Below are 25,302 nucleotides of genomic sequence, written 5' to 3' on the forward strand. Positions count from 1 at the left end.
CTTACCAGCGGTTTTGTCGGCGTTGACCGCCTACGGTGATGGGTACGGATACGGCAATGAGTCGGTTGAGTTTCCAGACCGCACCCTCGAATGAATCGGGCGCGTCATCGTGCGCGTTGGGGAATCCCAGCAGTTGATCCAAAAAATTGCGGTAGTGCGGGTCTTGCTTTAGGTTGGCATTGATGCGAACCAATCCCTGCTCAAAGAGTGGGGTTAGTTGCTCAATACGACCATACTTATCCGGCTTTTTACGATCATCGGAGCGTATGGACAGCATCCATCCGCGTTTTTCAGATTCGTCCTGGTACGTCTTCAGGTGCATATCCTGCATGAAGTTGGCTTCCATGAAGTGATAGGCGTTGTCATAGCCGCCATCCGTAAGCCACTGCTGGATGTCGTAATGAGCGCGAACCATTGCTTCCGTCGTGGCCTGGGCAACCCAGCACTTTAACAGGTCGTAGTAGCGGCCAATTTTGCCAACGGCAACGATGGCTTTAAAATCGTTCCGCTTCGTGTCCTTATACGACGGGTCATTGTAGACCACAATGCACTGATAGGCGGATAGCTTGGGTAGCGTCTCGTATAGAATCCAGTCGGTTTTAAAGATTCGACCTTCCGTAATGTGCCGGTGGAAAAATTCGCGTTGCGCCAGGCGGTAGCCGAACTTATCCATTTCGACCTTCAGCTTTTGGCGGTCGAATTTCTCCTTCCAGGCGGGTACGCCCTTCTCGCTCTGATCCTCTTTGTGCGTTTTTGGATTTTCGAGGGCGAATACTTTGCTATGCGTCACCGTCGGATTGATGGGATCGCCGTCTTCCAGGTCGCCAACCAAATGGGCTAATATGGAATGACGGTGGATTCGGTTGCCGACAACGACAAAGCGACCGCGTGTCATATCAAAACAGCCGCGTAAATCGCCATTCACCCAATCGACAGCCTCTTGCACCCGGTCGGGATTCTTGACAACATCAGCATCGTCAATGTCATCGACCACGATGTAATCAGGCCGACGCTCCCCTTTTCGTGTGCCCCTGGGTGACTGTCCACGACCAAACGCCCAAAAACCAACCCCGTCACGAGTCGTAAAAGAACCTTCCCCCCAATCGCCGAAAGTTTTCTGTTCGCCAAAATCCGCCACAAAGCGGGTATTGGTTTCTAACTGTAGCTGAATGTCGATCAGGAGCGTGATGGATTTGACCTGATTCTGACCCGCAATAATCATCCCGTTCAGTTCGCCATTGGCCAGCAGAAACATGGGAACCATGATGTCAGCAAACACGCTTTTGGCGTGGGCGCGGGGCCACTCCAGGACTATATTGATTAAGGGGTCGGCAATGATTTGTTTGGCCGCTTTGAGGTGAAAATAGCCTAATTTTCCCTTCATGTGTTGCGGGAAATAATGCCAGCAAAAACCCTCAAAGTCAGCCTTCAGGCGGTCGATCCTGGCCAGGCGAATCGGAGCAGGTTCGTGAACATCGGGGCCGGGTGCCTGGCTAAGAATCCTTTTCGTGGCATCGTAATACTCCTGGAGGGCTTTCTTTTCATTGGGCTTCAAACTCATGCCGTAAGCACCTCCTTCTTAGCCAATAAGAAATCGTTGGTATACGGCACAAGCATTTTGGCCAAGTCAGGCGAACGCTGGCTTAAAAACTCAATCAGTTCCCGGATGACGGTAGCCAACATCGCAAACGACAATTCTTTGCCTTTGATGGTAGCGAACATTTTCGCCAGGGCATCAACATCCCCTTTGTCAATCAGCTTGAGGTCGCCACTACGCCGGTTGTCATCCTTAATCTTATTGAGGGCTTCCAACTGGTAATCAATTAGTCCGAGCAAGCTATCCTGAATGTTCTTCTTGAGGGCCATGCCAGCAGCCCGCTCTTCGCGCCAACCGCCTTTAGTAACCCAATTAGAAACGGTCGTCTCCGATACGTCGAGCGTGCGGGCGATCTCCACATTGGGCACATTCAGCATGTAGAGAGCTTTCCCGGCTCCCATTATTTTCTCCTGACTGCTCATTTCTTGGTACGGTAGGTGCCTTTCGGTTGAATCAAAATTGAGCAGTACGGGCGGATTCTGCGAATAGCTTACGTACCGATTCACCTGAAAAGGTGACGCTGTCCCCTGTGGAGGTGAATCGGTACTGACGCTTTTTGCGAGCGTCAATTTGTCCCCCCAACTTCACAGTCACTTAAGAGCCGAGGCCCGCCCTGTCGAGCCAGCTACCGTACCTACCGTACACTACCTATGAGCAAGACCCCTGAGTCAAAAACCTTCCTCGTTAGTGATGAAAGCAGAAACTCCTATGGGTTCGTCGTGCTGACTTCCGGCATCGACACCACTGCTTTCGAGAGCAATCCAGTGATGCTGCACATGCACCAGCGGGGAAAGGTTTTTGGGTCATGGGCCAATCTTCACAAGGAAGAGGGAAAGCTATTTGCCGATCCCGTCTTCGATGTAGCCAGCCAGGATGACCAGATTGTTTTCGTGGCCGGTCAGGTTGAGCGCGACGTGCTGAAGGCTTGTTCCATCGGTATCGACATTCAGGAGGTGGAGTGGAACGACGGGTTGAGTTTGTACGTGGCCACCAAATCCGTGCTGGAGGAAATCAGCATTGTGGACATTGGTGGAAACCGCAACGCCATCCGGCTCTATTCTAATGGCAAGCCGCTCAGTGAGGTAGAGTTACAAAACAAGCTGGCAACACTGGCCGCGCCCCCCTCGTTGGACACAATTCAAACCACTAACACCCCCGTACACATGGAGTTAAAGAAGACCGCCGTCTCCCTGGGCTTGCCCGAAACGGCCACCGAACAGGAGGTTGAAACGGCCCTGGCCGCTCTTGCTGCTGAGAAAGGCTACAAGAAAAAGTTTGAGGACCTGACGACGACCCTGGCGACCAAACAAAAGACAGAGTCGGATACCCTCATTGCTGATGCCATTGCCGATAAACGCATATCGGCAGAAATGAAAGGCAGTTACGAGGCTCTGTTTGCCCTGGATTTTGACCATACCAAAGCCGTTTTGTCGAGACTCAATAAGCCGGTCGATCTGACGCAGTTTGCAAAAACAGGAGAAACGACCCTGGCGTCTAAGACTACTGAAGACGCGGCTAAACTCTATGATACGATGGATAAGGCTGGTACGCTGGCAAAATTGAAATCCGACAACGTAAACGAATATGGTCGCCTGTTTGAAGCCCGCTGGGGCCGCAAACCGACCGCGTAGTATAAACCCAACCCGAACCGGACGCTGCTGAAAGGGGCCGGAATTGTCCGGCCCCTGCATTGATTCCGACAGACCTTTTACCCCGTAACTTAAACGTAACTTAATCGTGGCACTTGAAAAGGAAATCTGGAGAACCGACATCGTTGGCAATCTCTACAAAGACAATGAGTTTTTGAACCGGGCAACCAATGCCGATCAGTATGTATTGGCGGGCAAGGTGGTTCACATCCCCAACGCCAATGCTGCGTCGGGAGCCGTTAAAAACCGGACCAGCTTACCGGCATCCGTCACCAAGCGGACGGACATCGACGTGGTGTACGCCCTGGATGAATACACCTCCAACCCTATCTTGGTGCCCAACCTGGATACTGTTCAGTTGAGCTACGATAAGCGGACATCGGTGATGGAAGAGGACATGGCCGCTATCAAGCAACTCGTGGCCGAATGGATGCTTCGCAACTGGGCACCCACTACGGCGGCTCAATTCCTTCGCACAACGGGCGCAGCTGTAGGTGGCGCGGCTGATTCGGCAACGGGCAACCGGGCCGGGCTGACCAAAGAAGATGTTCGCCGGGCACGCACAATGCTCAATAAGCAGAACATTCCAAAGCAGGGTCGGGTGGCGTTGATTCCTTCGGACCAAATGGACTTTCTATTATCGGACTCGGATTTGCTGAAGCGGGATTATGCTGGCGAAATCGACGTAAAAGGCGGGGTCATTACCCGGCTGTTCGGCTTCGATCTGATGGAGCGGTCATCGACGCTGGTTTACACCAACGCAGGTACGCCGGTGGTGAAAGACCCTGGCGCGGCTGGCGCGGCAACGGACAATCAGGCGGCCATCTTCTGGCATCCCTCGGCGGTCGAGCGGGCATTGGGTACGGTCGATGTGTTTGACAACATCGGCGATCCAACCTACTACGGTGATATTTTCTCCTTCCTGCTCATGTCGGGTGGCCGGATACGTCGCAATGACGGCAAAGGTATCGTTGCCGTCATCGAAGCAGCCGCTGCTTAATTAACCAGTCTCGTATAACGTAGCCCGTTCGCTTGTGTCGTGGGCATAAGCGAACGGGCTTTTCTAACCTACTAAACGGCAATGGCTGGATTACCAAGTGTTGATATTGAATACAAGAACGGCGGATTGGGCCTGGTGGCTCAGGCTGAAGACCGGGTTATGGGGCTATTAATCAATGGCACTGACGATGGGTTTGCTCCGTTCTTCGTCACCTCCTACGATGATTTTATTACAAAATATTCGGCCCTCCAGTCGAATTTAACCGATTTCTTTTCTGTAGAAATCATTCGGCATGTGCGGGATTTCTACGCGGCTGCCGGTACGGGAGCCGAGTTGTGGCTGAAGATTTGCGCGGACACGGATGCCTTCATAACGGCCAATGCCAGTAGCTTAGTCGAAGCGGCTGAGGGACGTATCAATGTAATGGGTGTCTATTCCATCACTGGCGTTAGCGTCAACCTGCTTACGTTGCTTGGCCAGGTAAATGCGTTTGCGGTGGATTGTGCCGCTAAACACTATCCCATTCGGATTATTATCGACGGGAGCAATTACGGCGGGGATGCGAGTGTGTTGCCTGACCTAAAGACCAGTACCTATAACCGGGTTGGCGTTTGCATCGGGTCAAGCGAGGCCAGCTTTCACGCATCCATTGGCCTGCTACTGGGACGCATTGCCGATAGCCCGGTTAACCGGAATGTCGGACGGGTGAAGTCCGGTATTGCTTCGGCATCGGATGCCTACCTAACCAATAATAATACCGTCAAATCGGCTACCGCAAGCCTGACGGTGTTGCACAATAAAGGCTACATCTTCCTGCGTAAGCTGCCCAATAGAGCGGGTTACTACTGGAATGATGACCATATGGCTTGCCCGGACACGGACGACTTTTACAGCCTGGCCAATGGCCGCGTCATCGACAAAGCGGCCCGGATTGCTTTCGCTACCTTTTCGGAAGAGTTGCTGGATACGGTGTTTGTCGATGACAAGGGTAAGATTGTCAAAACGACCCTCAAACAGTATCAGTCGAAAATCGAACGGGCAATCGGCTTAGACATGGGTGCGAATGGGGAGATCAGCTTTGTAAGTGCTTTCATCGACCCGAATCAGGACATCCTGGCCACCTCAAAAATGGTCGTGGATTTGCGGATTACGCCGACCGGAACCAACCGGATTATCCTGGTCAAATTAGGCTTGTTCAACCCTAACGTCGCATAATCATGGCAGATACAAAATTCAATTCGGAACAATACGCCTGGTCTGATGTGACGATTCAGGTAGGGAGCCGGGTGCTGACGGGGGTTCAGCAAATCAGCTACAAACGAAACCAGGAGAAAGGGTTCGTCTACGGGAAGGGCAATAAGCCCCTTAGCATTCAGCGGGGTAACTATGCCTTCGAGGGATCAATCAAAATTCTTCAAAACGAACTGGAGACCCTGATTAAAAACGCTCCTGACAAAGACTTGATGCGCTACCGCAACTTGACAATCAGCATTGGCTACGAGGATGAAAGTGGCAAGTCAGTGATTGATAACGTGGTCGGTGCTGAGTTTTCGGAGGTGGAAAAAGCGATGGAGCAGGGTAAGCAATTCATGGAAGTTGAGTTGCCGATTATGTTCTTAGACGTTCAATACGACGTATAATTATGAAAGACTTTGCGGCAAAAGTGGTCGATTTTTTGGCCCTTGACCATGTGATTATTACGCTGTTCGGGCTATTAGCGGCCCTGCTAACGTCAGCCCGGAATGATGTGGGACTGCCCATATTGGCCCGTTCCATTAACGTGCTGACGGGCTTTTCGTCGGCGTGTCTGGCTGGCTTTATCCTGCACGAATACGGCTGGGCTGCCTGGCTAAGTTCGGGTGTTGCCTACCTGACGGGGTATCTGGGCAATCGCCTAATGAGCGTTTTGCTGGTCGTTTTGAAGCAGGCCGAAATCGATCCGTTTTCAACGGCTGGTAAAATCATTGGGTTAATCTGGTCCTGGAAACTGCCCGTTCAATCCAAAAACGATGGGCGTCAATAAAGACATCGCCTTGTGTGTCCCACGCTTGCAACAAGCGTGGGCACACCTCCAGCAACAGTACAGCTCGCTGTATCCGAATGGCCCGAAACTAATCTTAGTGGAAACGTATCGGAGTCCTGACGTGCAGCGGGCGTACTACGCTCAGGGCCGGGAAAAGCTGGCCATCGTCAACAAGATCAGGATGGCCAACGGCCTGGCTGCGATTTCGGAAGCGGAGAACCGTCACACGATTACTAATGCCAAACCCGGAAGCAGCAAGCACCAGCAGAAGCCTGCAAAGGCGTTCGATATTGGGTTTGTCGAGGGCGGCAAACTGGTTTGGGATGAGGCCAATTACCTACGGGCTGCTGAAATTCTGCGGGCTGATTTCCCGGACATCACCTGGGGGGCTGACTGGAATGGCAACGGGCGAACGAGTGACGAACGGTTTATTGATCGCCCCCACTTTGAAGTTCATTAAAACGCCGTTTAAACGGCATTTAAACCTATTTAATCTCCCTTGAAAATGGCTAAGAAAAATTTGACAACGGCGGAAATTACGCCTGAAGTTATTGCCGAATGGAAAGTAGAATTTGGCGAAGTGAGTAAAATCACAGTGGCTGACAAGTCGGTCAAATACGATCCCCACATGGTCCCGGCGGACGACGATGAGATTGAGAACGGGCGGGTGGCCTACCTTCGCAAGCCCACTGATAAGGAGCTTTCGTTTGCCATGTCGAAACTGCCCGTTATGCTCGATGCCGGTAAGGTGCTATTAAAATCCTGCTGGCTGGGTGGCGACGACGAAATGAAAACGGACGGGGCACTCTTCAATGCAGCCGCAATGGAAGCCCTTCAATTTCTGGAGGTCCGCCAATCCAAATTGGTAAAGCTCTAACCGACTGGCCTGAGATCACCAAGCAGTCAGGGGATGGCTTACAGGGCATGAGTGCGACCATCCGCTACATCTTTCCGGGTGTTGACCCCTGGAGCCTGGAGACTGAAGACTTCGTTCGACTCTGGCGAGAAGCCCAATACATTGTGAAAACCTTCCGACTCATTACAAAAGAAGAATGAACCGCGTCTATGAGTTTGCCCTAAAGCTAAAAGACCTGGTCAGCCCAACGCTGGCCAGGGTTAGCGCAACCTATTCCCAGACGGTTACGGGAATGGAACGGCAAACCAGCCGGATTCAGTCGGCATTCGCAAAGGCTGGCCAGTCGGTAGAGCAGCTTAAACGTAAGCTGAGTTTTGGCAAGGAAATTCAGTCAGTCAATACCCTGAATGCCAAATTAGATGGCCTGACCAAGCGTCGGAATATCTCCGTTGATTCGAGTGAAATCAAACGACTCAACAAGGAGATTGGCCTAACCGAACGAAAGCTGGCAAAGCTGAAGGGCGGGGGTGGCAGTGGTGGGGGTGGCAGTGGTGTAATAGGTATGATTGGCGCGTCTGGATTGGGTGGCGCGGCCATCGGTGCCAGTCTGGTAGCCGGTGCCTGGACCATGCTCAATGCGGGCATGAGTGCCGAACAAACCAAATTAGCCTACACCCAATTTGCCGGTGATAAAGCCGGTCAGGTTTATCAGGGACTCAATACATTTGCCAATCAGACCGCCTTTTCCAATGAAGAGATTTTAGCGGGTGGTCGCACGATGCTGGCGGCTGGCTACCGGGCTGATGAGATTGTGCCGATGGCCAATACAGTGGGTAACATTGCCGCTGGCGCGGGCAAGAACTACGGCGATCTGATTGCATCGGTTGCGAAGATCAAGCAAAAAGGTTTCGTAGACGGTGGCGAACTGCATCAGGAATTTGGTGGGACTCCACTCATGGAAGTCCTGCAAAAGAACTTAGGCGTTGATGGCGAAGAGCTATTTAAGATGGCTGAAGCGCACAAAATCAAGTACTCTGATTTGGTGAAGGCAATGGTCGATATGACCACTGGCAAAGGCATCTTCGCGGGTTATCTGGAGAAAGACATGAACACCACGAAGGGTAAGCTATCGACCTTTTTGGGTACGCTCATGTTTAAAATCAGTCAGTTGGGTGAAGCCCTGAACCCGATCATCTCCTTAATCTTAGAGGTGGGTAGTGGGTTGCTGGATGCGTTAGACCCCGTATTTACGGCTATAATGAATCTCTTTAAAGCATTTTCTCCCCTCTTCCAGGCCATCGGTTCGCTACTCAAACTGTTGGGCATCGGTGGCGAAAAGGCCGGGTTGCTTACGCTGATTATGCAGGGGCTGGCGGGTGCTATTAATCTCGTTGCCTGGGTGGTTAACCTGCTGGCTACAGGTATTCAGTACTTGGTTGAAAGTCCCATTGCGCTCTTCCTGGTCAGTGCCGGGCTTATCATTATGAACCTGGGCACTATCGTTGGGTGGTTTGGCATCCTGATTGGCTGGGTTACTACAGCGTTCACCTGGATCGTTGCATTGGCCGAATCCGTCTGGGCGTTTAGTGCTGCACTGCTGGCGTGTCCGGCTGTCTGGATTGTGGCGGCAATAGCTGTCATCGTTGCCGGGGTGCTTTGGCTCTGGGATAACTGCGAAGGGTTCCGTCACGCGCTGATTAAACTTTGGGAGGTAGCGAAGGCCGTGTTTGGATCGATTGGTAAAGCCTGGAACGCGCTCATGCAGGGAGACTTTGCGGGCGTAGGCAAGGCATTTGCCGAAGGGATTCAGAAAGGCATGGCGAATGCGGCTGTTAAAATCACGGCGGACAAAGCCAGTCGAGCGGCTGGTAAAGCTCCCAAAGTTCCGGCTGCTCCAGGACTCAACAAACCCGCTATGCCATCCGCTCCAGGCGCGGGCGGGGCTGGTGGGGCAGGTGGCAAGAAGGATGGCATTGGCAAGGCGGCTGGCCTGGATGCAACGACTGGTGGCACGAAGTCAACGACCATCACCATCAACCTAAAGAGTTTAGTTGAACGGCTGAACATCAATGCTGGTAGTGTTGGGGAGGGCGTGAAAGATATGGAAGGCCAGGTTACGGATGCGCTGCTTCGTGTGCTGAATAGTGCCAACTCAATGTCAACCCAATAAGATGGACTTTACAGCAGTTGCCACCACAGGCGTAACGATGCAGTGCCCGGTACGGCTGGGACTCAAGAAAAACGGCTCCGATTTGTGGACAATCCCGTTGGAGCCGATCGTAAGCGTTAAGGCCAGCAAAACCATAGTGCGCCGTAACATCGCCAAAGCCTATGGGTCTGGCACGGTGAAAGAAGTCTGGAGCCTGGACGATTACGAGATTACCATTTCAGGTTTGCTACAATCTACGGAAAATGGCGAGTTCCCGGAATCGGCCTTGTCGAAGCTTCAGACGTTTCTAAAGCCCATGCAGAGCATCGTCATTCATTGCAAGCTGCTGGACTTGATAGGGGTAAACCTGATGTGCGTCAGTAGTTGGGACTTGCCACATACGGCGGGCATCGAAAACCAGCTCTACACGTTTTCGGGCTATTCAGACCAGTATTTTGAACTTGTTTAAACCCAATTTATACCTATGAAAAAGTACCTATGTTTCAGTTTATCATTCGGCATGTTGATTAGCCTGGTCAGTCTGACCACTCACGCTATCCCTGAAAAGACCATGTTCAAGATGGATTACGAGGTTCAGATAGGAGCCTATAAACTAAAAGGAATTGAATCGGTAACGGTCGAGTCGAGTGCCGATCTGCTGGCTGACCAGTGTAAGATCATGATTCCCAGCATGGCCTATAATAAGGCGTATGATGTCGAGAAGAAAATCAAGCGTGGGGATGTGGTGACGGTGAAGCTGGGCTATGATAGCAACCTGCACACTGAATTTAAAGGCTATTTAAAGGCTATTCATCCAAACGCGCCCATGAAGCTGGAGTGTGAAGACAGCATTTATTTATTCCGAAAAGAAATTAAGGATAAGCAGTTTAAGAAAACGAATGCAGTCGCTATCCTTCAGTACGTAATCGATCAGATTAATCCCCAACTGACAGGCACTAAAATGAAGTTGGTGACTGACCTAAGTGGCCTGCAATTCGACACGTTTACGATTGTTCGGGCCAATGGCTACGAGGTACTGGAGAAGTTAAAAAGCGAAACCGGCCTGGCGATTTATTGCCGGGACAATGAATTGCACTGCCATCTGCTCTACACCAAAAAGCGGGGCGACGTGACCTACAACTTTACCAAAAATCTGGAAGATTCGGATGATTTGGAGTACGTCAGGGCGCAAGATGTCAAGGTGTTGGTCAAAGTGGTTGGTCGCACCAAGAAAGGCGCAACGGTCGAGGTCGAGGTGGGCGAGAAGGGTGGCGATGTTCGCACGTTCCAGAAGCCAACCATTTCGGATAAAGCTACGCTGGAGACCGTTGGCCGGGAAGAGTTAAAGAAGCTAAGTTTTGATGGCTATAAAGGTGCCGTGAAGGGCTGGCTGCTTCCTGTCTGTGAATTTGGCTATTCAGCCAGGCTGATCGATGTGGACTATCCCGAACGCGAAGGGCGGTATTATGTAAACGCCGTGAAGACTGAATTTTCCAGTTCCGGGGGGCGTCGGACGGTTACGCTGGGGGTGAAGGTTTCCGTATAAAATTTGGTTGGTCAAGAGCAAAAACCCCTGACTCATCCCTGACCCCGCCCGGCTCCTGTCGCCATCACCGTCATTGAGACCATTTTCTGTTCTGCCAAACCAAATAATCTATGGATAAACGCGCTCAACTACTCGCTGCCTTCAAAGGGCTTCAGTCGGATTCGCCTGTTCAGGTTTGGCCTGCTATCGTGAAGTCGATACAGGGTAACGATTGTACGGTTGACATCCTGGGCACGGACCTAACGGACGTGTCTGAAGTGAACCTTCGGGCGGATGATGAAGCGAAAGAGGGTGTGTTGATCGTACCTCGTGTTGGCTCGTTCGTTTATGTGGCCGCTGTCGAGAATGCGATGGATAACCTGTTTGTGTGTCTGGTGTCGGAAGTGGATCGGGTCGAAGTCAAGATTGATAAGGCAGTTGTAATAGTCGACAAAGACCAGGTAAAAGCCGTTCGGGACAAATGCGAATTGACCCTAAGTGACAAGGCCACACTGAAGCAGGATCAGACTGTCGTGGAGTTGGCCAATGGCAAGGTGAAGATTAGCAATGCCGGGTTCAGTTTGAAAGGCTTGTTCGATGATTTGACCAGCCTGCTCCAGACGTTTCAGGTCACTTGCGCGGCTCCTGGTGCGCCATCGGCCCCCTTTCCGGCATCAGTCACTCAGGTAACACAATTGGCAACTAAGGTTAATCAACTCCTGGCATGATAACCGATATCCTTTTCCATCCCGAAACCGGCGATCTGTTGATTAAGAACGGAGAGTTGGTAGTAGGCGATTCAACCGACCAGCATACCAACGACCTGATCCAGTCGGATAAAGGATGGTACAAGCATTTCCCGCAACGGGGTGTAGGGGCAACCAATTTTATTAACGACGAAGAAAACCTGGCTGGCCTGTCGAGTGCGATTCGTTCAGAGCTATTTGCTGACGGTCAGAACGTCGAATCCGTAACCATTAAGCCAGGCGGCAACCTGGCCATTCAAACCAGCTATCCAGCATGAGACAATACACCATATTGGATCAACAGTCCCTTTTTGACATCGCTGTGGAGGTGTATGGCGATGTGGACGCGGTTTTCTGGCTGTTGGAAGATAATCCAGGCGTAGGGCTAACCGATAGGCTACAAGTCGGGCAATCGCTCAATATCCGGGAAGCAAAGATGAACCCACGCCAGGCAGCGGAATTGGCCCTGTATAGCCCGTTCCAGACCATTGACGAAGAAGACCGGCCAGAAGGTATCGACTACTGGCTAATTGATGACTATGAAGTACAATAACCAGCCGTAACAAAACGATGAGAACAAGTGCAGAAATTCAAGCCGAAATGGAGGTCGTTCAGAATCAGTCCCCTGAACTCAAGAAACTCACATCGACCAGTCAGGTTAGCTTTTTTAGGCTGCTAAAAAATATGTGGGTGTCGCTGGTCATGGCCATCGAACAGCGCGTGGATACGTCAATAGCCGCCCTCTCGAAGGCCATCGCTGAAGGGCAGGTGGGGTCAGTGCTTTGGTACGTGGCCACCCTGAAAGCGTTTCAGTACGGGGATAGTGTCAGCCTCTACGACGGGCGGCCTGGCTACCCAACCGTAAATAAGGCCAAACAAATCATTGCCCAGGCGACCGTCAACGAGCAGCCAGACGGTCGGCTGTTAATCAAGGTCGCCAAGAATCAGGCGGGTGTTTGGCCCTTTCAGCCGCTTGGGGCAGACGAATTGATTGCCTTGAAAGAATATGTTCGGCAGGTGAAATACGCCGGGGTTGCAGCCGACATTATTTCCTTGCCCGCTGACGAAATGCAGTTAGACGCCACCCTGGAGTATGATCGCCAGGTGCTAACGGCGGATGGTCGCTTACTGTCTGATTTAACGCGCATACCCCCCTTAGAGGCTATTTACAGCTACGCCCGTTCGCTACCCTTTGACTCGGTTTTTTCCTCAACTGGCCTGACGGATGAGGTGCAGAAAAAAGAGGGTGTTCTTGATTTTCAGGTCAAGCGGGTGTTGATCCGCCCGGCTGGTGCGTCTGCCTGGCAGGAGGCTACCCGTGAAGCCAACTCTGCCGCTGGTCATATCAACGTTATAGCCGCCAATATCACTTATGTTTGACCTGACCGCTTTTATCCGTCAGCTATTGCCAGGCAATCGCAAGACCCCGCTTAATGTGGCATTTGTTCGGATGCTCTTCGTGCCGATGCAAACCCTGCTGCTGGCTATTGAAACGGGCCGGACCAAACTGCTCTACCAGGCCAGGGCAACGGGTCAGGTGATCGTACTGGAGGCTCTATTGAATCAGGCCGTTTTTGGCTCCGATGTGGGTAGTGTCTACATTCTGGATGCCAACAGTGCGGCCTTTGATTTTCAGGTCGTCATTCCTTCGGGTTTGAGTGCCACCCTGACCAGTACCCTGATCGGCATTTTGGATGCCCACAAACAGGTGGGCAAACGTTACCGATTGCTGCCCGATGCGACCTACACCGTGCCTGACGAGAACGCTGGTGTGCTGGCCTGGGAAGCTGGCTATCCTTACTTGGGTGCCACGAAGCTGGTCTTCGCCATCAAAAAGACGGGCTTGCAGCGGGTGATCCTGAAGCAGAACGGCGCGGTTGTCTACGATGAGGGGTTGAGCTTAGTAGCAGGCCAGGCGTATGAGTTGGACGCTCCCCTGTCGAATGTGGCCTACACCATCGAAATTGGCAACCTGTCCACCTCGCTGACTCGTGCCACTGCGACTGGCGTTATCGGGGCCATTACCTATCAGCGATCCGGCTCCAGTTTGTCAATACTGGTGCAGGTGGATGTGGGGGATGTGCAGGTGAAGCTATCCGGGCGGGGCGGCACTACATACACGGACGATTTCGCGGATGCCATTGTTTTTGACTCGACCGTCAATGGTATACTTTACACCCGCAAGCGGACTTTTACCAGTGTGCCGGATGGGGATTATACGGCACAGGTTCGGGCGAAGGGTGCGACCATTGCAACCTCAATAGACTTCACGCTCTCAACTTCCAATCAACCGCCTATCGTGGTCAATCCGATGCCTGACCAGGTGGGCAAGGTAGGTCAGCCGTTTGTTTACAGCATTCCGGGCAATGTCTTTTCTGATCCGGATGGCTTTATTGCCAATTATCTCACGACGGGCTTGCCTGCTGGCTTGTCTCATTCCCCAGGAAACCCCATTGCCGGAACCCCCACCACAGAGGGCACTTACACGGTTCGCGTGACCGTCACCGATAACCGGGGAGCGACGATTTACGATGAATTTAATTTGGTGATTGCTCCTGCCGACGCACCCGATCCGGGTTCAGGTGGTGGCGGAGTGCCCGATGGCAGCACGATGATTGTCAAGTACAATCCGACGGTGCTGAATCTGGTCGCGCAGTCGAACGGCTCCAAGTGGCGGGTTGTGGACACAGCGAATCATCCTGTTGATGGAAACAGACAGGGCTTTTGGTTCGTCAGTGGACAACCCGCTGTGAGTAGTCTTTCGACCGAGTATCAATACGAAGAAGGCGATGAAATCATTGTCTACTACGTCATTGCGACCTCTGGTAGTGTATCGAGTTCCAATTGGGATACGAAAGGTTGGTCGAAAGTGGTATTTGGTACACCGTAACACGAACGAATATGGCAGAAGTATTTGCTCCTACCTGGCATGACAGGTATAATCTCTGGATAGCGACCAGCCAAAAGAATGCGCCCGCTTTCACCTTGCCCGACGGTCGTATTCACACGACGGTTAACCGGCGTAAAGACCAGGCGTCAGCCGACATTATTGGCCGGGCTGGAATCAATGCGATCATGAATAGCGGCATTGACCGCAACATCTGCTATGAATGGACGCATAGCAACATCATGGGCAATAGCGGTAAGGGGGCCGCTGTTGGGGCGGATAACCCAGCCCAAAACCTGAATGAACAGGATTGCAAAAATGTCGCCCAAACTATTCCCCTCTCCTGGATGGAAGCCAATGAGTTGGGCGAAGGTAGTCCCTGGGGAATGCCCTATTGGGCACCGCAAAAGAGTTGGTTCTATAAAGAACGCCGTGCCATGTATGAAGCGGCTGGTAAGCCTTACCGCAACTATGGCACCTACGGGGGCTTTGAGAACTACAATGGAGACCCCTGGCTCTATAAGACTGATGGCAATCCCAACGTATTGCCCAATGCCGATAATGCACCCTTCAAGAGTTTCATTCAGACGGTCAACGGAGCGCGGAGTAGTTGCGCTTACTTCTCCGTGTTTGAGAACCTGGGCGTGGGGGCTATTGTGAAGAACTACGCCGATTCCGCTGACTATTATGCTGACTATTACCGCAAGAAATTCGCGGCTGAAGTCATGGGTAAAGGGATGGGGCGAACCGGCGGCATCGGGCCGGGAAAACTGGCTTATCTGGATTGGGGGAAAATTGAAGGATTAGGCTCAGATAATGGCGATTTACACAATGGGTTCACCGTAGTTCGTACCAAGCCCAATGGCAGTACCGTAAACCATCCTGAACTGCACCCCCATGTCGATTATCCCTGGTTGCTGGCCTGTAATTTCATTGTTGGGTTTTGCCTGACTGACGGCTCAATCCAGTTTGACGAACGCAGCCCAATTTGGGGCGTCGATCCGACCAGTGACGACTTCCCAAATGAGCCGCAAAGTTGGCACAATGCCAGCTTTGAAGCCGCTTATCGCTACAGCCAGTGCAATCGCACCGAAGGTCAGTCCTGGAAACAGGCGCGGTATCGCTTCGATGGGTCGGAGACGTGGATTGACCCCAAAGCCGATGGTACGACTACGCTTGATCATGCCAGTGCATTCGGTGGGCCGTATGCCACTGGTTCCAACGCCCGGCGCGGTCGGCCTGATGCGATGTATCGGGAGAAGAACGGCGCATTGGATTTCTGGGCTTTCGATCCCAGCCAGGGGATGCACAAGCGCGATACGATCATCATCCAGCCTGTACCGAATAAAGAATATAGAGTCACGTTGCGGGGTGGCACGCTTCGCCAGTTCCGTGAAAACATCTAATCATCATGCCTAAGCTAACCAAAGCCGCTTTGAAGGCGTTGTTCACGACCGGAAAGAAGCCCAAACAACAAGACTTTTTCGACCTGATTGATAGCATGGTTCATCTGGACGATCAGACTGCCGTTGACCAGCAGGTCGTCAATGCCAAAATCAGCACCTACGATACCGCTTTAAAAGCCCGTCAGCCGGACGGAGTGGTTAGTACATTGGGCGACGTATTTAAGGTTTTGGAGGGGTATAGCGATACTCGGTTTATCCATAATGAACTCAAATGGATAGGCTTACCGGGTAGGCCGGATTCGCTCAATCTGGAGTGGACGCAACAAACGATTGTGACCGATGAGGGGCCGTACAATCCGTTAGGGTCAGCAGGCTCACCGGGTTCCGGTCCTTCGCAACGTTGGTTAGGCTCAACGGTTGCAGGCTTGACGGGCGCGTTTTTGGTGAATGACATCAAAACGGATCGTCGCTGGGTCGAAACGGGCGTAGGCCAGGGCTATTACGCAGATCGAATCATCGCCATGAAAGTGGCCATCACTATCAAAACAAACTTATGAGTTCTGTAGACTGTAAGCTAATCGTCAACCGGAATGGGCTGCTGTCAGCTTGCCCCACCGTCGAAGCCTTTGACCGGGGGGCTTTCTTCACTGATTCAGCCCGGTTTTTAGTTTTGTCTGTCAGTGTCGGTCCTAAGACTCGTCAGCATCTTTGGGACAATGCTGATAACGCTTTTATCCTGCATCCTGAGTTGCCCCCGCATCAGGAGGAAGAAGGTCGAGTCTACTATCACCTTGTTGAAGGAAAGATAACGGGTTCACTATACCTCCGTAGAGGAAAGAACGCTATAACTGATGTTTGAATAGCGTTTAAAAAAGATCGTTCGGCTACTGGACTGGTCGGGCGGAATAGGGAGAGTTTGAGAAAAGGCACTCAATTTTTTGGGTGTCTTTTTTGTTTAATGTTAGAGCATTATATCCTAATCTGGCCTGTTTTTGCAAAATCCATCATATCCAAGGTGGCTTCCTGAGTGCCATTCATATTAAAGACTACTTTACTTGGAAGCTCTTTATAATAGCAACAATAAGCAGTGTTCGAGTTAGCGTTATAATACATAGATTCCACCCACCATAGTTTATCCTTTGATAGGCTGCTATTGCATTCTGCTTCATAGACATTAAGTGGTGGACCCTGTTTAGTGCCAGGACAAAGAGAGATTTGGGCTTTCTCTTTTTCTTCGATTGGAACGCCAATGTAGAATTTCGTCCATATTGCCACTCTTGGTGCAATTTTAATATAACCAGAATAGAAAGAGTTACCATTAAGCGGCACTAACTCAACGGTGAACGGTAATAATCTCTCCCTAATTATAGTCAAGGGGGTTCCCTTGACTGCCGAAACAATACGCTCCAGCCAATGTTCGTCCTCTATACTAACATACAGCCTTGTTTTGATGGCAGATGGTATTAAGGCTTGATCGATTTGATAGGGAAAAATGCCAATTAATGGGAAGTTTGCACCCCTTGAACCCAACGCCCGATTTAATGCGTAAGCGATTTCTTCTTTACAACGCTCACTGCTTAAGCTGTTGTTAGTGGCATAAATTGCCCAAGCATCAGACTCTATGGGATCAATAATAAACTTATCTATTTGTTCCCAAAGGCGTTTGCCTGCATTTATATTCCATCGGTCTATTTTAACCACTATCCCCTTAGATTCGATTTCTTGAGCTATATATTCAACTTCTTGAGATTTATTGTCCTCCCAAGAATACGTAATCCATAAAGTTTTTGCCATCTCGTTCGATTGTGAAGGATGAAGCGAATATAGTCGATTTAAGGCTTTATAAACTATTTTGTTTATTTGAATAGGGCTAAAAAAAGATAATTGAAGGCCATCAACAATGCTGCTCTAAGTGTCAAAATCAGCGATTTCAACCAAATTTTAGAGAGTCATTTTGACCATATTAGCCAATTGGCCTTATCCCGTTTAAATACAATTTGGGGGTACGCCAACTTTTTACATTTGGAAATGTGCGTTTTTACATTTGGTTTTGTGATTTATAGGCGCAGAGCCGGGAGCACGGTTTTACGCCCGGCTCCACGCACTTATTCACTTCGCAAACTTTTCACCGGGTTCATCAGCGCGGCTTTCACACTCTGGAAACTCACTGTCATCAGCGCAATGGCAATGGCCAGCAACCCCGCCCCGGCGAACACCCACCACTCAAGGGCAATTTTGTACTCAAAATTCTGTAGCCAGCGATTCATGGCCCACCAGGCAATGGGCGACGCAATCATGATGGCTGCCAGGACTAATTTTAAAAAGTCTTTCGAGAGCAGCGTAACAATGCTGGCCACCGATGCGCCCAGCACTTTGCGAACGCCAATTTCTTTCGTGCGCTGTTCGGTCGTGAAGGCAGCCAGCCCGAACAACCCTAAGCAGGCAATGAAAATGGCCAGGCCCGAGGCTACCGTAAATACCTGACTGTATTGCTGCTCGGTCTGGTACTGCTTGTTGTAGTTCTCGTCGGCGAAGTAAAACTCGAATGGATTGCCCGGATAGCTGGCCTTATAAATCCGCTCCAGGTCAACCAGCTTATCCTGAATGTTATCCGTCGTGAGCTGAACGGTCAGGTCACTAACCGACCGGCGGGGCAAGAAAATGACGGGTTCGATGGCCTGCTGTAAACCCTGGTGATGGTAGTCTTTGACAACACCCACGATTTCAAACGCCTGACCCCAGTTGATGAGTTGCCCAACGGCTTTGTCGGCCGACGCAAAGCCCAATTGCCGCGCTCCGGTTTCATTTACCATTAGTTTCGCGCTTTTCTCCCAGCCTGATTCGGCTTCACGAATCGTGAAATTTCGCCCGGCGGCCAGCCCGATTTCGTAAGTTGTCAGGAAGCGGTCGTCAATGATACCCATCGAATAGCTTTTCTTGTCGTCTCTGGGGCGGGGGGTTTGTTTGGTGATGCCAGTCGCGGTGAAGTTGTAGTAATTGCCCGGCACAATACCCGTCTGGCAGAAGTTTTTCACGTAAGGCAATTGGCTTAGTTCATGTTCGAGGGCGGCTGTTCCAGGCTTAAAGGAGCCATTCTGCTCGACCGCTGGCCCCTTGATAACAACACGCTGTGCCAGCCGAACGCCGAGGTCTTTATTCTGCATGTATTGCAACTGTCGGTACAGTACCATCGTGGCAATAACCAACGCTACTGATGCACTAAACTGCGCGACGACTAATGTTTTCCGCAGCCAGCCGCCTTTACCGGCCCGGAGGGTTCCTTTGAGTGTTTGCACCGGCTGAAACGAAGTAAGGGCAAACGCGACATAGCCGCCCGATGCCAGCGCACCCGCAATTAGCAGAATCAGCCCAATCAGCCAGAATCCATTGCTATTCAGCACACTCAGTGACAAATCTTTCTTCACAAACTCATTGAACGCGCCCTGTAGCGAAGCAACCAGCAGGAGGGCCATGCCAAAGCCAACGATGTTCAGAAGCAATGACTCACCCAGAAACTGCCCGATGAGTTGGCCCGGCCCCGCGCCGATTACCTTCCGAACACCTACTTCTTTGGCTCGTTTTAAGGACCCGGCGGTTGACAGGTTTACGTAATTAAACCAGGCAATGAGTAAAATCAGGCCCGCAATGCCGCTCAACAGATAGACGAACCCTAAACTGCCGCTGGTTCGGTAGGGGTCGCTCAACGACGCGGCTAAGTGCATATTTTGGGCGGGCTGCAACCGAAACACGCTCTCGTCCTCTGGCTTGACTTTCTTTTTGTAGGCATTAAACTTGGTCTCTAAAGCTTTATAGTCAGTTGGATTGCCGGGTTGGCTTTCGGGTAGTTGCAGAAATGTGGTCAGGAACGTGCCGTCGAAACCATCTAAGCGCGCCCAGGTATTGCCATTAAGATTGGCTGGATTCGCCAGCGTTTGCAGCGAAAACATGGCGTCGAAATTCAGGTCGGAGTTTTTAGGTATATCGGCGTACACCGCCGTGACGGTGTAGAGCGTTTTGCCAAATTGATTATTAAGCGTTATCGTGCGGCCAATTGGTTTCGCATCGCCAAAGTATTTCCGGGCCTGCGACGCTGATAAGGCCACCGTATTCGGCTGCATGAGCGCTGTAGATGCTGTTCCCTGTACCAGCGGAAAGGTGAATAGCGTGAAGAAACTGGCATCGGCATAGCCTAATTTATCCTCCCGAAATGACTGCGGTGAACGACCGTCTTTTCTACTGGCAATACTCACGATCCCATTGGCAGAACTTTCGGCCACGCGGCAAAAGGCGCGAACCTCCGGGAACTGTTGTTTAGCCAGTGGGGCCACTGCCGGAGCCATATTAATCCAGATCTCGCCCTCGCGGGTTTGCGTCAGCATCCGGTAGAGGGTTGGGAGGTTTTTGTGGAACGTGTTGACGCTGCGTTCGTAAGCGACATATTCCAGAATCAGCACGAAGGCGGCAATGCCAAGAGCAAGCCCCGCAATGTTAATAAATGAGAACACCCGGTTTTTACGCAGGTTGCGGAGGGCGATTTTGAGGTAGTTGACGAGCATTGTTTAGGTTTTTAGTAAGCCGATTGGCAATAAGGTTAACCCAGTAAGGTTTTGTCGACCTTTTAGGTTTTGTCAGTCGGGCAGGTTATAAATACGTCCATTGTCGTTGGCTTTGAGCGTAACAACAGGCGTTCCATCTACTTTCCCGCCGGTCATGGCAACCCGCTGTTGATTCGTATCGAGTTGTTCGATTTTGGTGCCGACCGGATAGGTTTCCCGACGTTTGCCATAAGGGCCCAGCGTTGTGTTCACGACTCCATACGTTGAATTACCGGGTTCGGTGAAACGCAGCGTGACGGTTCGGGGAGTGGAGCTGTTGTTCTGCAGAATGACCGTCACCAGCTCGTCGGTCACTGGTTTCTGCGTTACCTCCTGAATGACTGAGCGGTTTGCTGTTTTGTTCACATTCCGAATGGTAGCGTGCGCGGCCTGCTGCGAACTAAGCTGACGGGCGTTGACCTCAACCGTTGCGTTGGCCTGCGTGATCACGCTGGCTTTCTGAACCGTGAGTCCCTGCGCCTTCACATCACCGTTGGCCGCGCTAACTACGTTGAGTTGCATGACCGACCCGCGCAGAGTTACGTTACCGTTTCCCTGATTGGCCAGATCAAACGACTCCCCGGTTAAGTTATTCACCACCACATCGCCGTTCGATTCGTTGCGTAAACGCTTGAGTGAAGGCGTTTTAACCGTAACCTGAAGCGTTCCTTTACCCAGCCAGAAGGGTTTATTATCCGGGTCTTTAAAGTCGAGGGTAAGCACGCCATCAACCGTTTCGATCTGGAGAAACTGTTTAAAATTATCGTCAAACTCAACGCTCACCGTCGATTGCGTCCCGCCAACGTCAACCGTCACCTTCGACAGAAACTGCCGGATGTTAATCGCCTGAAAGGGCGCAACCGTTCGATCCTCCCGACTGATTTTGCCACTGCCACGCAGTTCCCGCTGGCTGCTGTATTTGTTGTCCTGAGCGCATAGTCTGACGGATAGCAGGCTCAGTAAAAGGAGTAGAAAAGAGGCTTTTTTCATTCCGGTTGTCGAGTTAGTTGGTTGATTTATCTCCGGCACAATAGGCCCATCTGAAGGCCTGCAACATAGTCGGGTGAATGCCGGTGAGGTGATTCAGACCCGGAAGTATGGTCGTCTTCAGTTGAAGGGAGGGGTAGTTTCGGCTCTGTAGCAGGGTCGCCAGTTTCTTCTCGCCATCAATCATATTATCGTCCTTTTCGCCTACCGACAGCCAGACATCGACGGGCAAATCCGAATGCGTCCTGGCAAATTCCGGCTCAAATTTACGGAGTATCACTTCCTCATCGGCCCACACCGACGGGCTGCCAATCAGGACTTTTTTGAACAGTTCCGGCTTCGTTAAAAGCGCAAATGAGGCAAATAGTCCCCCATACGAATACCCATACAAGGCCCGGTTTTTGCTGACCGGATAGTTTTTCTCCACAAACGGAATCACTTCCTGCTCAATAAACTGTAAAAATGCCGGAGCACCCCCTCCACCACTGGCTCCCCAACTGGTTTTGAAGGCGGTAGGTGTAAAATCCCGGTCGCGTTTGTTGCCGGGCGTATTGATAGCGGTGCCATCCGAAATCCCCACGAGCAACGGTTCCCTAAACTCATTGCCGCATTCGCCATGCAAAATACCCAGACAGGCTATTGCCGATGGAAAGTTGTTAATCCCATCGAGGGTAAGTAGCAGGTTGTACCGTTCAGTCGGTTTGTAATTCTCCGGAAAATGTACCAGAAGCTGATACGTCTCTCCGTTTAATACACTGGATTTGATTGACCGAATTTCTGTAGAGGGTAAGGATACAGGCGGGTTCGACTGCCCGTAACCCAACGAATAAACTGCCAGTAATAGCAGTGTAAGGACTGTTTTCATGTAGTTGTCGGTTAAGCTGTTACCCCTGTATAGGTCAACAGCCGTGCCACGAACATAAAAGGCCGTTTCCGGGTCAGAAACGGCCTTCCTGCCAATTTCATTGTCCGAATGTGGACAGGCATTCGTCCGATTGTGAACGGGCAGAGAGCTTATAGAAGAAGCCAGGATGATTCCGGTTTAAACGTAGGTTTTCGTGTCGTCCGGATTTGTGCTGAACTTGTTCTAAACAGTTGCTTATTATGTACTTTCCAGCGGTGACTCAACCGCCCGTCGTCGGCGAAGATTTTGGTGTCTGGGCACCGGCTGAACATCAGCGTGTCATAGCCAAATTAACCGTTGGGTTAGGCGTTCTTTTCTACCGCGAAAAATCCATCGCGCTGGAACCGTTGCCAGAAACCATGCTCGACGAAGGGAAAGCCAGCCGGAACGCCGGACCGCAAGTGCCTGATGTTTCGCTTCTCCTACTCCGAACTTCTCCGATTAGACCTGAACGAATTTCTGCTGTAGAGATACAACCGCATCGGCAACCCGGCCCTTGCGTCTCTACTCCGACCGCAAACTCTTCACCGGATTCATCAGGGCGGCCTTCACGCTCTGAAAACTTACCGTCATCAGCGCAATGCCAATGGCCAGCACACCTACCAGCGGAAAGACCCACCAGTCGATGTCGATTTTGTAGGCAAAATCCTGGAGCCACTGACGCGCAGCGTACCAGGCAATGGGCGACGCAATCACGATGGATACGAGCACCAGTTTCAGGAAATCTTTCGACAACAGCGCAACGATTCCCGGAACCGATGCGCCAAGAACTTTGCGGATACCAATTTCCTTCGTGCGTTGGGCAATCGTGTACGACGACAGCCCAAATAAACCTAAGGAAGCAATCAATACGGCCAGCAGCGAAAAGAAGGTAGTGATTTTACCAAAAATCTGATCGTCGCGATACTGCCGGTTAAACTGCTCATCCATAAAGAAATAAGAGAAGTTGTTGCCGGGAAAAAAGGTTTGGTATTGCTGCTTCACCCGATCAATCGTTCGGTCCAAATCAGTCGTCGCAATTTTAACCGAATAATAGCCGCCGTTGGTGTAGAAAGGCTGAAACACAATCGGCTCAATCGGGTGCCGCAGCGACTGCTGGTGAAAATCGCTGACCACGCCCACAATCTCCCACTCGCGGCCAAAGAGTTTGACCTTCTGCCCTACTGCCGAAGCCGCGTCCCGAAAACCCAGCAACCTGATGGCCGAGTTGTTCATGATCGCGTTGACGACCTTATCGCCATTCGTATGCGAATCTGTCGGCAGGAAATTCCGCCCCGCCAGCAGCTTGATTTTATAGGTGTCGAAAAAGTCAAAATCAACACCCATTCGGCTGACCGTTACGCCCTTAGCCTCACTGGAACCAATACGTTTGACATTGAAGGAGCGCGAAAGCCGGTCGCCAAACAGATTGACCGAGGCCGTTGCTGCTTTGATGGCCGGGTAGCGTTTCAGTTCGGTTTTGAAACTGCTGATGCGCTCGATGGAGGTTGAATCCCAGCGGGTCAGGCCGGGGCCGGTCATAACCAGCATTTGCTCCATATCGAAGCCGAGATTTTCTTTTCGCATGTAGTCGATTTGGCGGAAAACAATGAACGTACCAACAATGAGCACAACCGACGCTGTGTATTGAAAGACAACCAGCGATTTTCGCACCCAAACACCTTTGACCGACCGCCTGAAACTGCCTTTCAGCACGCTGATCGGTTGAAAGGCAGCGATTGCGAAGGCCGGATAAAAGCCCGACAGCAGCGTTCCCAGGCAAAACACGGCTACCAGCCCGACAACCATCAAACTGCCGCCATACCCGTTTCCGGTAAGCAGCGATAGCGAGAGCGGCTTGCCAATGAGATTATTCAGGAGGGGCTGTAAGGCCACGGCCAGTCCGAGGGCCAGCGCCAACGCCAGTAGGTTTAACAGCACCGATTCCGACAAAAATTGCCCAATAAGCTGGCTCGCCGTTGCCCCCGCCACTTTTCGCACGCCCACTTCTTTGGCCCGCTCCAGCGACCGGGCCGTTGCCAGATTGATGTAATTGATCCAGGCAATGAGCAGAATAAAGGCGGCAATAGCTAACATGGTCCAGACCGCTTTGCCATTATTGACAATCCCGATTTCGTACTCATAATCTGAATACAAATGGGCCTTCCTGAGGGGCTGAAGGTAAAACTTTTCGACGCTTCCTGATACCTTGTCACCGTTGAAATGGCGGGTACTGAAAGCCGGAAATTTCCGCTCCAGACTGGCGGCATCAGCCGCTGGTCTGAGTTTCAGGTAATGCCACATATCGGAGCCTTCCCAACTGGTTTTCACCCAGTCGCCCTGGGTTCTGACCAAGGTTTCGTAGGAAATCAGGGCGCCAAACTGGAGGTGCGACGTTGCCGGAACGTCGGTCATGATGCCCGTAATCTGATAGGGTTGCGTATCCAGGTCGATCAGCAGCGATTTGCCAATGAGTTTGGCGAACTCGCTGGGCTGAACACCAAAAATTCGCCGGGCGTTGCTTTCGCTCAGCACCAGGCTGTTGGGTGCTTTCAGGGCGGTTTTGGGGTCGCCCACCAGCAGCGGGAAGGTAAAAAACGTCAGAAAATGCTCATCCACAAAGAAGCTTTGTTCCTCCGTGAAAACCGTGTTCGCCCGGCGCAGCTTAATCCGTCCCCCCTCACCCATCGTCGTGTACGAGTCGATTTCCTGATAATCGGTTGCCATCGCCTTGCCGATGGTGGGATAGGTTATAGTGCCGTGCTGCACAAGTTTCCCCTGCTGAAAACGGTCATTCGTGACCCGGTAAATGCGGTCGATGTCGGGCTGAAACTGGTCGAAGCTCAGTTCAAAGCTAACGTATTGCAGAATCATCAGGCAGGCCGTAATGCCCACCACCAGACCCATGAGATTGACAGTGGAGAAAACCTTGTTTTTCCACAGGTTGCGAAGCGCGATTTTGAGATAGTTGCGTAGCATAGTTTTGGGATTTTATGTAG

The 25,302-nt window shown here is 51.5% G+C and carries 26 protein-coding genes; 19 read left to right on the forward strand and 7 right to left on the reverse strand.

The annotated features are described in order from the left end of the window. Position 1: 1 nt before the first annotated feature. Together ACYVI1_RS20280 and ACYVI1_RS20285 are read right to left on the reverse strand one after the other, a co-directional pair. A complete protein-coding gene (locus tag ACYVI1_RS20280) occupies positions 2–1,555 on the reverse strand; it encodes a hypothetical protein (RefSeq protein WP_460912597.1) in 1,554 nt (517 codons plus the stop codon). A 2-nt stretch (positions 1,556–1,557) separates the two neighbouring features. Beyond that, a complete protein-coding gene (locus ACYVI1_RS20285; protein ID WP_460912598.1) occupies positions 1,558–2,019 on the reverse strand; it encodes a hypothetical protein in 462 nt (153 codons plus the stop codon). 228 nt (positions 2,020–2,247) lie between these two features. Here ACYVI1_RS20285 and ACYVI1_RS20290 point away from each other — a divergent pair, with 228 nt between their 5' ends. The 19 genes from ACYVI1_RS20290 to ACYVI1_RS20380 all read left to right on the forward strand — a co-directional run bounded on the left by ACYVI1_RS20290 (position 2,248) and on the right by ACYVI1_RS20380 (position 16,697). Continuing rightward, positions 2,248–3,228, forward strand: coding sequence for a hypothetical protein (locus ACYVI1_RS20290; protein ID WP_460912600.1), 981 nt, complete (start codon positions 2,248–2,250; stop codon positions 3,226–3,228). Positions 3,229–3,334: 106 nt separating this feature from the next. Then, complete coding sequence (locus ACYVI1_RS20295; protein WP_460912601.1) at positions 3,335–4,246, forward strand: phage capsid protein; 912 nt, start codon at positions 3,335–3,337, stop codon at positions 4,244–4,246. A gap of 81 nt (positions 4,247–4,327) precedes the next feature. After that, entirely contained in the window at positions 4,328–5,461 is a 1,134-nt protein-coding gene (locus ACYVI1_RS20300) for a DUF2586 family protein (RefSeq protein WP_460912602.1), read from the forward strand. Positions 5,462–5,463: 2 nt separating this feature from the next. After that, complete coding sequence (locus ACYVI1_RS20305) at positions 5,464–5,886, forward strand: hypothetical protein (RefSeq protein WP_460912603.1); 423 nt, start codon at positions 5,464–5,466, stop codon at positions 5,884–5,886. A gap of 2 nt (positions 5,887–5,888) precedes the next feature. Next, positions 5,889–6,269 (forward strand): hypothetical protein, encoded by a 381-nt coding sequence (locus ACYVI1_RS20310; RefSeq protein WP_460912604.1) that lies wholly within the window; start codon positions 5,889–5,891, stop codon positions 6,267–6,269. Then, the gene (locus ACYVI1_RS20315) at positions 6,256–6,729 is read left to right on the forward strand and encodes a M15 family metallopeptidase (RefSeq protein ID WP_460912605.1); all 474 of its coding nucleotides are present in this window, start codon (positions 6,256–6,258) and stop codon (positions 6,727–6,729) included. The genes ACYVI1_RS20310 and ACYVI1_RS20315 overlap by 14 nt, the downstream gene beginning before the upstream one ends. Positions 6,730–6,774: 45 nt before the next feature. Next, entirely contained in the window at positions 6,775–7,146 is a 372-nt protein-coding gene (locus ACYVI1_RS20320; protein WP_460912606.1) for a hypothetical protein, read from the forward strand. Between the two features lie 47 nt (positions 7,147–7,193). Continuing rightward, positions 7,194–7,325 carry a hypothetical protein gene (locus ACYVI1_RS20325; protein WP_460912607.1) on the forward strand — a complete coding sequence of 44 codons (132 nt, stop codon included), beginning with the start codon at positions 7,194–7,196 and terminating at the stop codon, positions 7,323–7,325. After that, on the forward strand, positions 7,322–9,295 hold the full coding sequence (locus tag ACYVI1_RS20330) for a tape measure protein (protein WP_460912608.1): 1,974 nt from the start codon (positions 7,322–7,324) through the stop codon (positions 9,293–9,295). Before ACYVI1_RS20325 ends, ACYVI1_RS20330 begins: the two co-directional genes overlap by 4 nt. A gap of 1 nt (position 9,296) precedes the next feature. After that, positions 9,297–9,743: a DUF6046 domain-containing protein gene (locus ACYVI1_RS20335; protein ID WP_460912609.1), complete on the forward strand. Its 447-nt coding sequence runs from the start codon at positions 9,297–9,299 to the stop codon at positions 9,741–9,743. Positions 9,744–9,758: 15 nt separating this feature from the next. Next, a complete protein-coding gene (locus tag ACYVI1_RS20340) occupies positions 9,759–10,820 on the forward strand; it encodes a hypothetical protein (RefSeq protein WP_460912611.1) in 1,062 nt (353 codons plus the stop codon). Between the two features lie 110 nt (positions 10,821–10,930). Then, positions 10,931–11,527, forward strand: coding sequence for a hypothetical protein (locus ACYVI1_RS20345; RefSeq protein ID WP_460912612.1), 597 nt, complete (start codon positions 10,931–10,933; stop codon positions 11,525–11,527). Further along, positions 11,524–11,823 carry a hypothetical protein gene (locus tag ACYVI1_RS20350; protein WP_460912613.1) on the forward strand — a complete coding sequence of 100 codons (300 nt, stop codon included), beginning with the start codon at positions 11,524–11,526 and terminating at the stop codon, positions 11,821–11,823. Before ACYVI1_RS20345 ends, ACYVI1_RS20350 begins: the two co-directional genes overlap by 4 nt. After that, complete coding sequence (locus ACYVI1_RS20355; protein WP_460912614.1) at positions 11,820–12,098, forward strand: hypothetical protein; 279 nt, start codon at positions 11,820–11,822, stop codon at positions 12,096–12,098. Before ACYVI1_RS20350 ends, ACYVI1_RS20355 begins: the two co-directional genes overlap by 4 nt. A gap of 17 nt (positions 12,099–12,115) precedes the next feature. Beyond that, entirely contained in the window at positions 12,116–12,925 is an 810-nt protein-coding gene (locus ACYVI1_RS20360) for a hypothetical protein (protein ID WP_460912615.1), read from the forward strand. Then, the gene (locus ACYVI1_RS20365) at positions 12,918–14,435 is read left to right on the forward strand and encodes an Ig domain-containing protein (RefSeq protein ID WP_460912616.1); all 1,518 of its coding nucleotides are present in this window, start codon (positions 12,918–12,920) and stop codon (positions 14,433–14,435) included. The genes ACYVI1_RS20360 and ACYVI1_RS20365 overlap by 8 nt, the downstream gene beginning before the upstream one ends. Positions 14,436–14,446: 11 nt before the next feature. Then, positions 14,447–15,838: a hypothetical protein gene (locus tag ACYVI1_RS20370; RefSeq protein ID WP_460912617.1), complete on the forward strand. Its 1,392-nt coding sequence runs from the start codon at positions 14,447–14,449 to the stop codon at positions 15,836–15,838. Between the two features lie 5 nt (positions 15,839–15,843). Continuing rightward, complete coding sequence (locus ACYVI1_RS20375; RefSeq protein WP_460912618.1) at positions 15,844–16,395, forward strand: hypothetical protein; 552 nt, start codon at positions 15,844–15,846, stop codon at positions 16,393–16,395. Next, positions 16,392–16,697 (forward strand): hypothetical protein, encoded by a 306-nt coding sequence (locus ACYVI1_RS20380; protein WP_460912619.1) that lies wholly within the window; start codon positions 16,392–16,394, stop codon positions 16,695–16,697. Before ACYVI1_RS20375 ends, ACYVI1_RS20380 begins: the two co-directional genes overlap by 4 nt. A gap of 110 nt (positions 16,698–16,807) precedes the next feature. On the opposite strand, the gene ACYVI1_RS20385 is transcribed toward ACYVI1_RS20380, so the two are convergent. The 5 genes from ACYVI1_RS20385 to ACYVI1_RS20405 all read right to left on the reverse strand — a co-directional run bounded on the left by ACYVI1_RS20385 (position 16,808) and on the right by ACYVI1_RS20405 (position 25,282). Beyond that, a complete protein-coding gene (locus ACYVI1_RS20385; protein WP_460912620.1) occupies positions 16,808–17,632 on the reverse strand; it encodes a toll/interleukin-1 receptor domain-containing protein in 825 nt (274 codons plus the stop codon). A gap of 311 nt (positions 17,633–17,943) precedes the next feature. Continuing rightward, entirely contained in the window at positions 17,944–20,394 is a 2,451-nt protein-coding gene (locus ACYVI1_RS20390; protein ID WP_460912622.1) for an ABC transporter permease, read from the reverse strand. 72 nt (positions 20,395–20,466) lie between these two features. Beyond that, a complete protein-coding gene (locus ACYVI1_RS20395) occupies positions 20,467–21,423 on the reverse strand; it encodes a GIN domain-containing protein (RefSeq protein WP_460912624.1) in 957 nt (318 codons plus the stop codon). A 13-nt stretch (positions 21,424–21,436) separates the two neighbouring features. Then, positions 21,437–22,285 (reverse strand): alpha/beta hydrolase, encoded by an 849-nt coding sequence (locus ACYVI1_RS20400; RefSeq protein ID WP_460912626.1) that lies wholly within the window; start codon positions 22,283–22,285, stop codon positions 21,437–21,439. A gap of 543 nt (positions 22,286–22,828) precedes the next feature. Continuing rightward, entirely contained in the window at positions 22,829–25,282 is a 2,454-nt protein-coding gene (locus ACYVI1_RS20405; RefSeq protein ID WP_460912627.1) for an ABC transporter permease, read from the reverse strand. Positions 25,283–25,302 lie beyond the last annotated feature (20 nt).

This window comes from Spirosoma areae, assembly GCF_054781775.1.

What these genes read in the sequence shown, in the direction of transcription:
- ACYVI1_RS20335 (WP_460912609.1), top strand. Translation starts at nt 9,297, where the DNA reads ATGGACTTTACAGCAGTTGCCACCACAGGCGTAACGATGCAGTGCCCG.
- ACYVI1_RS20320 (WP_460912606.1), top strand. Translation starts at nt 6,775, where the DNA reads ATGGCTAAGAAAAATTTGACAACGGCGGAAATTACGCCTGAAGTTATT.
- ACYVI1_RS20325 (WP_460912607.1), top strand. Translation starts at nt 7,194, where the DNA reads ATGAGTGCGACCATCCGCTACATCTTTCCGGGTGTTGACCCCTGGAGC.
- ACYVI1_RS20355 (WP_460912614.1), top strand. Translation starts at nt 11,820, where the DNA reads ATGAGACAATACACCATATTGGATCAACAGTCCCTTTTTGACATCGCT.
- ACYVI1_RS20385 (WP_460912620.1), bottom strand. Translation starts at nt 17,632, where the DNA reads ATGGCAAAAACTTTATGGATTACGTATTCTTGGGAGGACAATAAATCT.
- ACYVI1_RS20315 (WP_460912605.1), top strand. Translation starts at nt 6,256, where the DNA reads ATGGGCGTCAATAAAGACATCGCCTTGTGTGTCCCACGCTTGCAACAA.
- ACYVI1_RS20285 (WP_460912598.1), bottom strand. Translation starts at nt 2,019, where the DNA reads ATGAGCAGTCAGGAGAAAATAATGGGAGCCGGGAAAGCTCTCTACATG.
- ACYVI1_RS20380 (WP_460912619.1), top strand. Translation starts at nt 16,392, where the DNA reads ATGAGTTCTGTAGACTGTAAGCTAATCGTCAACCGGAATGGGCTGCTG.
- ACYVI1_RS20340 (WP_460912611.1), top strand. Translation starts at nt 9,759, where the DNA reads ATGAAAAAGTACCTATGTTTCAGTTTATCATTCGGCATGTTGATTAGC.
- ACYVI1_RS20350 (WP_460912613.1), top strand. Translation starts at nt 11,524, where the DNA reads ATGATAACCGATATCCTTTTCCATCCCGAAACCGGCGATCTGTTGATT.
- ACYVI1_RS20290 (WP_460912600.1), top strand. Translation starts at nt 2,248, where the DNA reads ATGAGCAAGACCCCTGAGTCAAAAACCTTCCTCGTTAGTGATGAAAGC.
- ACYVI1_RS20370 (WP_460912617.1), top strand. Translation starts at nt 14,447, where the DNA reads ATGGCAGAAGTATTTGCTCCTACCTGGCATGACAGGTATAATCTCTGG.
- ACYVI1_RS20360 (WP_460912615.1), top strand. Translation starts at nt 12,116, where the DNA reads ATGAGAACAAGTGCAGAAATTCAAGCCGAAATGGAGGTCGTTCAGAAT.
- ACYVI1_RS20390 (WP_460912622.1), bottom strand. Translation starts at nt 20,394, where the DNA reads ATGCTCGTCAACTACCTCAAAATCGCCCTCCGCAACCTGCGTAAAAAC.
- ACYVI1_RS20400 (WP_460912626.1), bottom strand. Translation starts at nt 22,285, where the DNA reads ATGAAAACAGTCCTTACACTGCTATTACTGGCAGTTTATTCGTTGGGT.
- ACYVI1_RS20375 (WP_460912618.1), top strand. Translation starts at nt 15,844, where the DNA reads ATGCCTAAGCTAACCAAAGCCGCTTTGAAGGCGTTGTTCACGACCGGA.
- ACYVI1_RS20365 (WP_460912616.1), top strand. Translation starts at nt 12,918, where the DNA reads ATGTTTGACCTGACCGCTTTTATCCGTCAGCTATTGCCAGGCAATCGC.
- ACYVI1_RS20310 (WP_460912604.1), top strand. Translation starts at nt 5,889, where the DNA reads ATGAAAGACTTTGCGGCAAAAGTGGTCGATTTTTTGGCCCTTGACCAT.
- ACYVI1_RS20405 (WP_460912627.1), bottom strand. Translation starts at nt 25,282, where the DNA reads ATGCTACGCAACTATCTCAAAATCGCGCTTCGCAACCTGTGGAAAAAC.
- ACYVI1_RS20305 (WP_460912603.1), top strand. Translation starts at nt 5,464, where the DNA reads ATGGCAGATACAAAATTCAATTCGGAACAATACGCCTGGTCTGATGTG.
- ACYVI1_RS20330 (WP_460912608.1), top strand. Translation starts at nt 7,322, where the DNA reads ATGAACCGCGTCTATGAGTTTGCCCTAAAGCTAAAAGACCTGGTCAGC.
- ACYVI1_RS20345 (WP_460912612.1), top strand. Translation starts at nt 10,931, where the DNA reads ATGGATAAACGCGCTCAACTACTCGCTGCCTTCAAAGGGCTTCAGTCG.
- ACYVI1_RS20395 (WP_460912624.1), bottom strand. Translation starts at nt 21,423, where the DNA reads ATGAAAAAAGCCTCTTTTCTACTCCTTTTACTGAGCCTGCTATCCGTC.
- ACYVI1_RS20300 (WP_460912602.1), top strand. Translation starts at nt 4,328, where the DNA reads ATGGCTGGATTACCAAGTGTTGATATTGAATACAAGAACGGCGGATTG.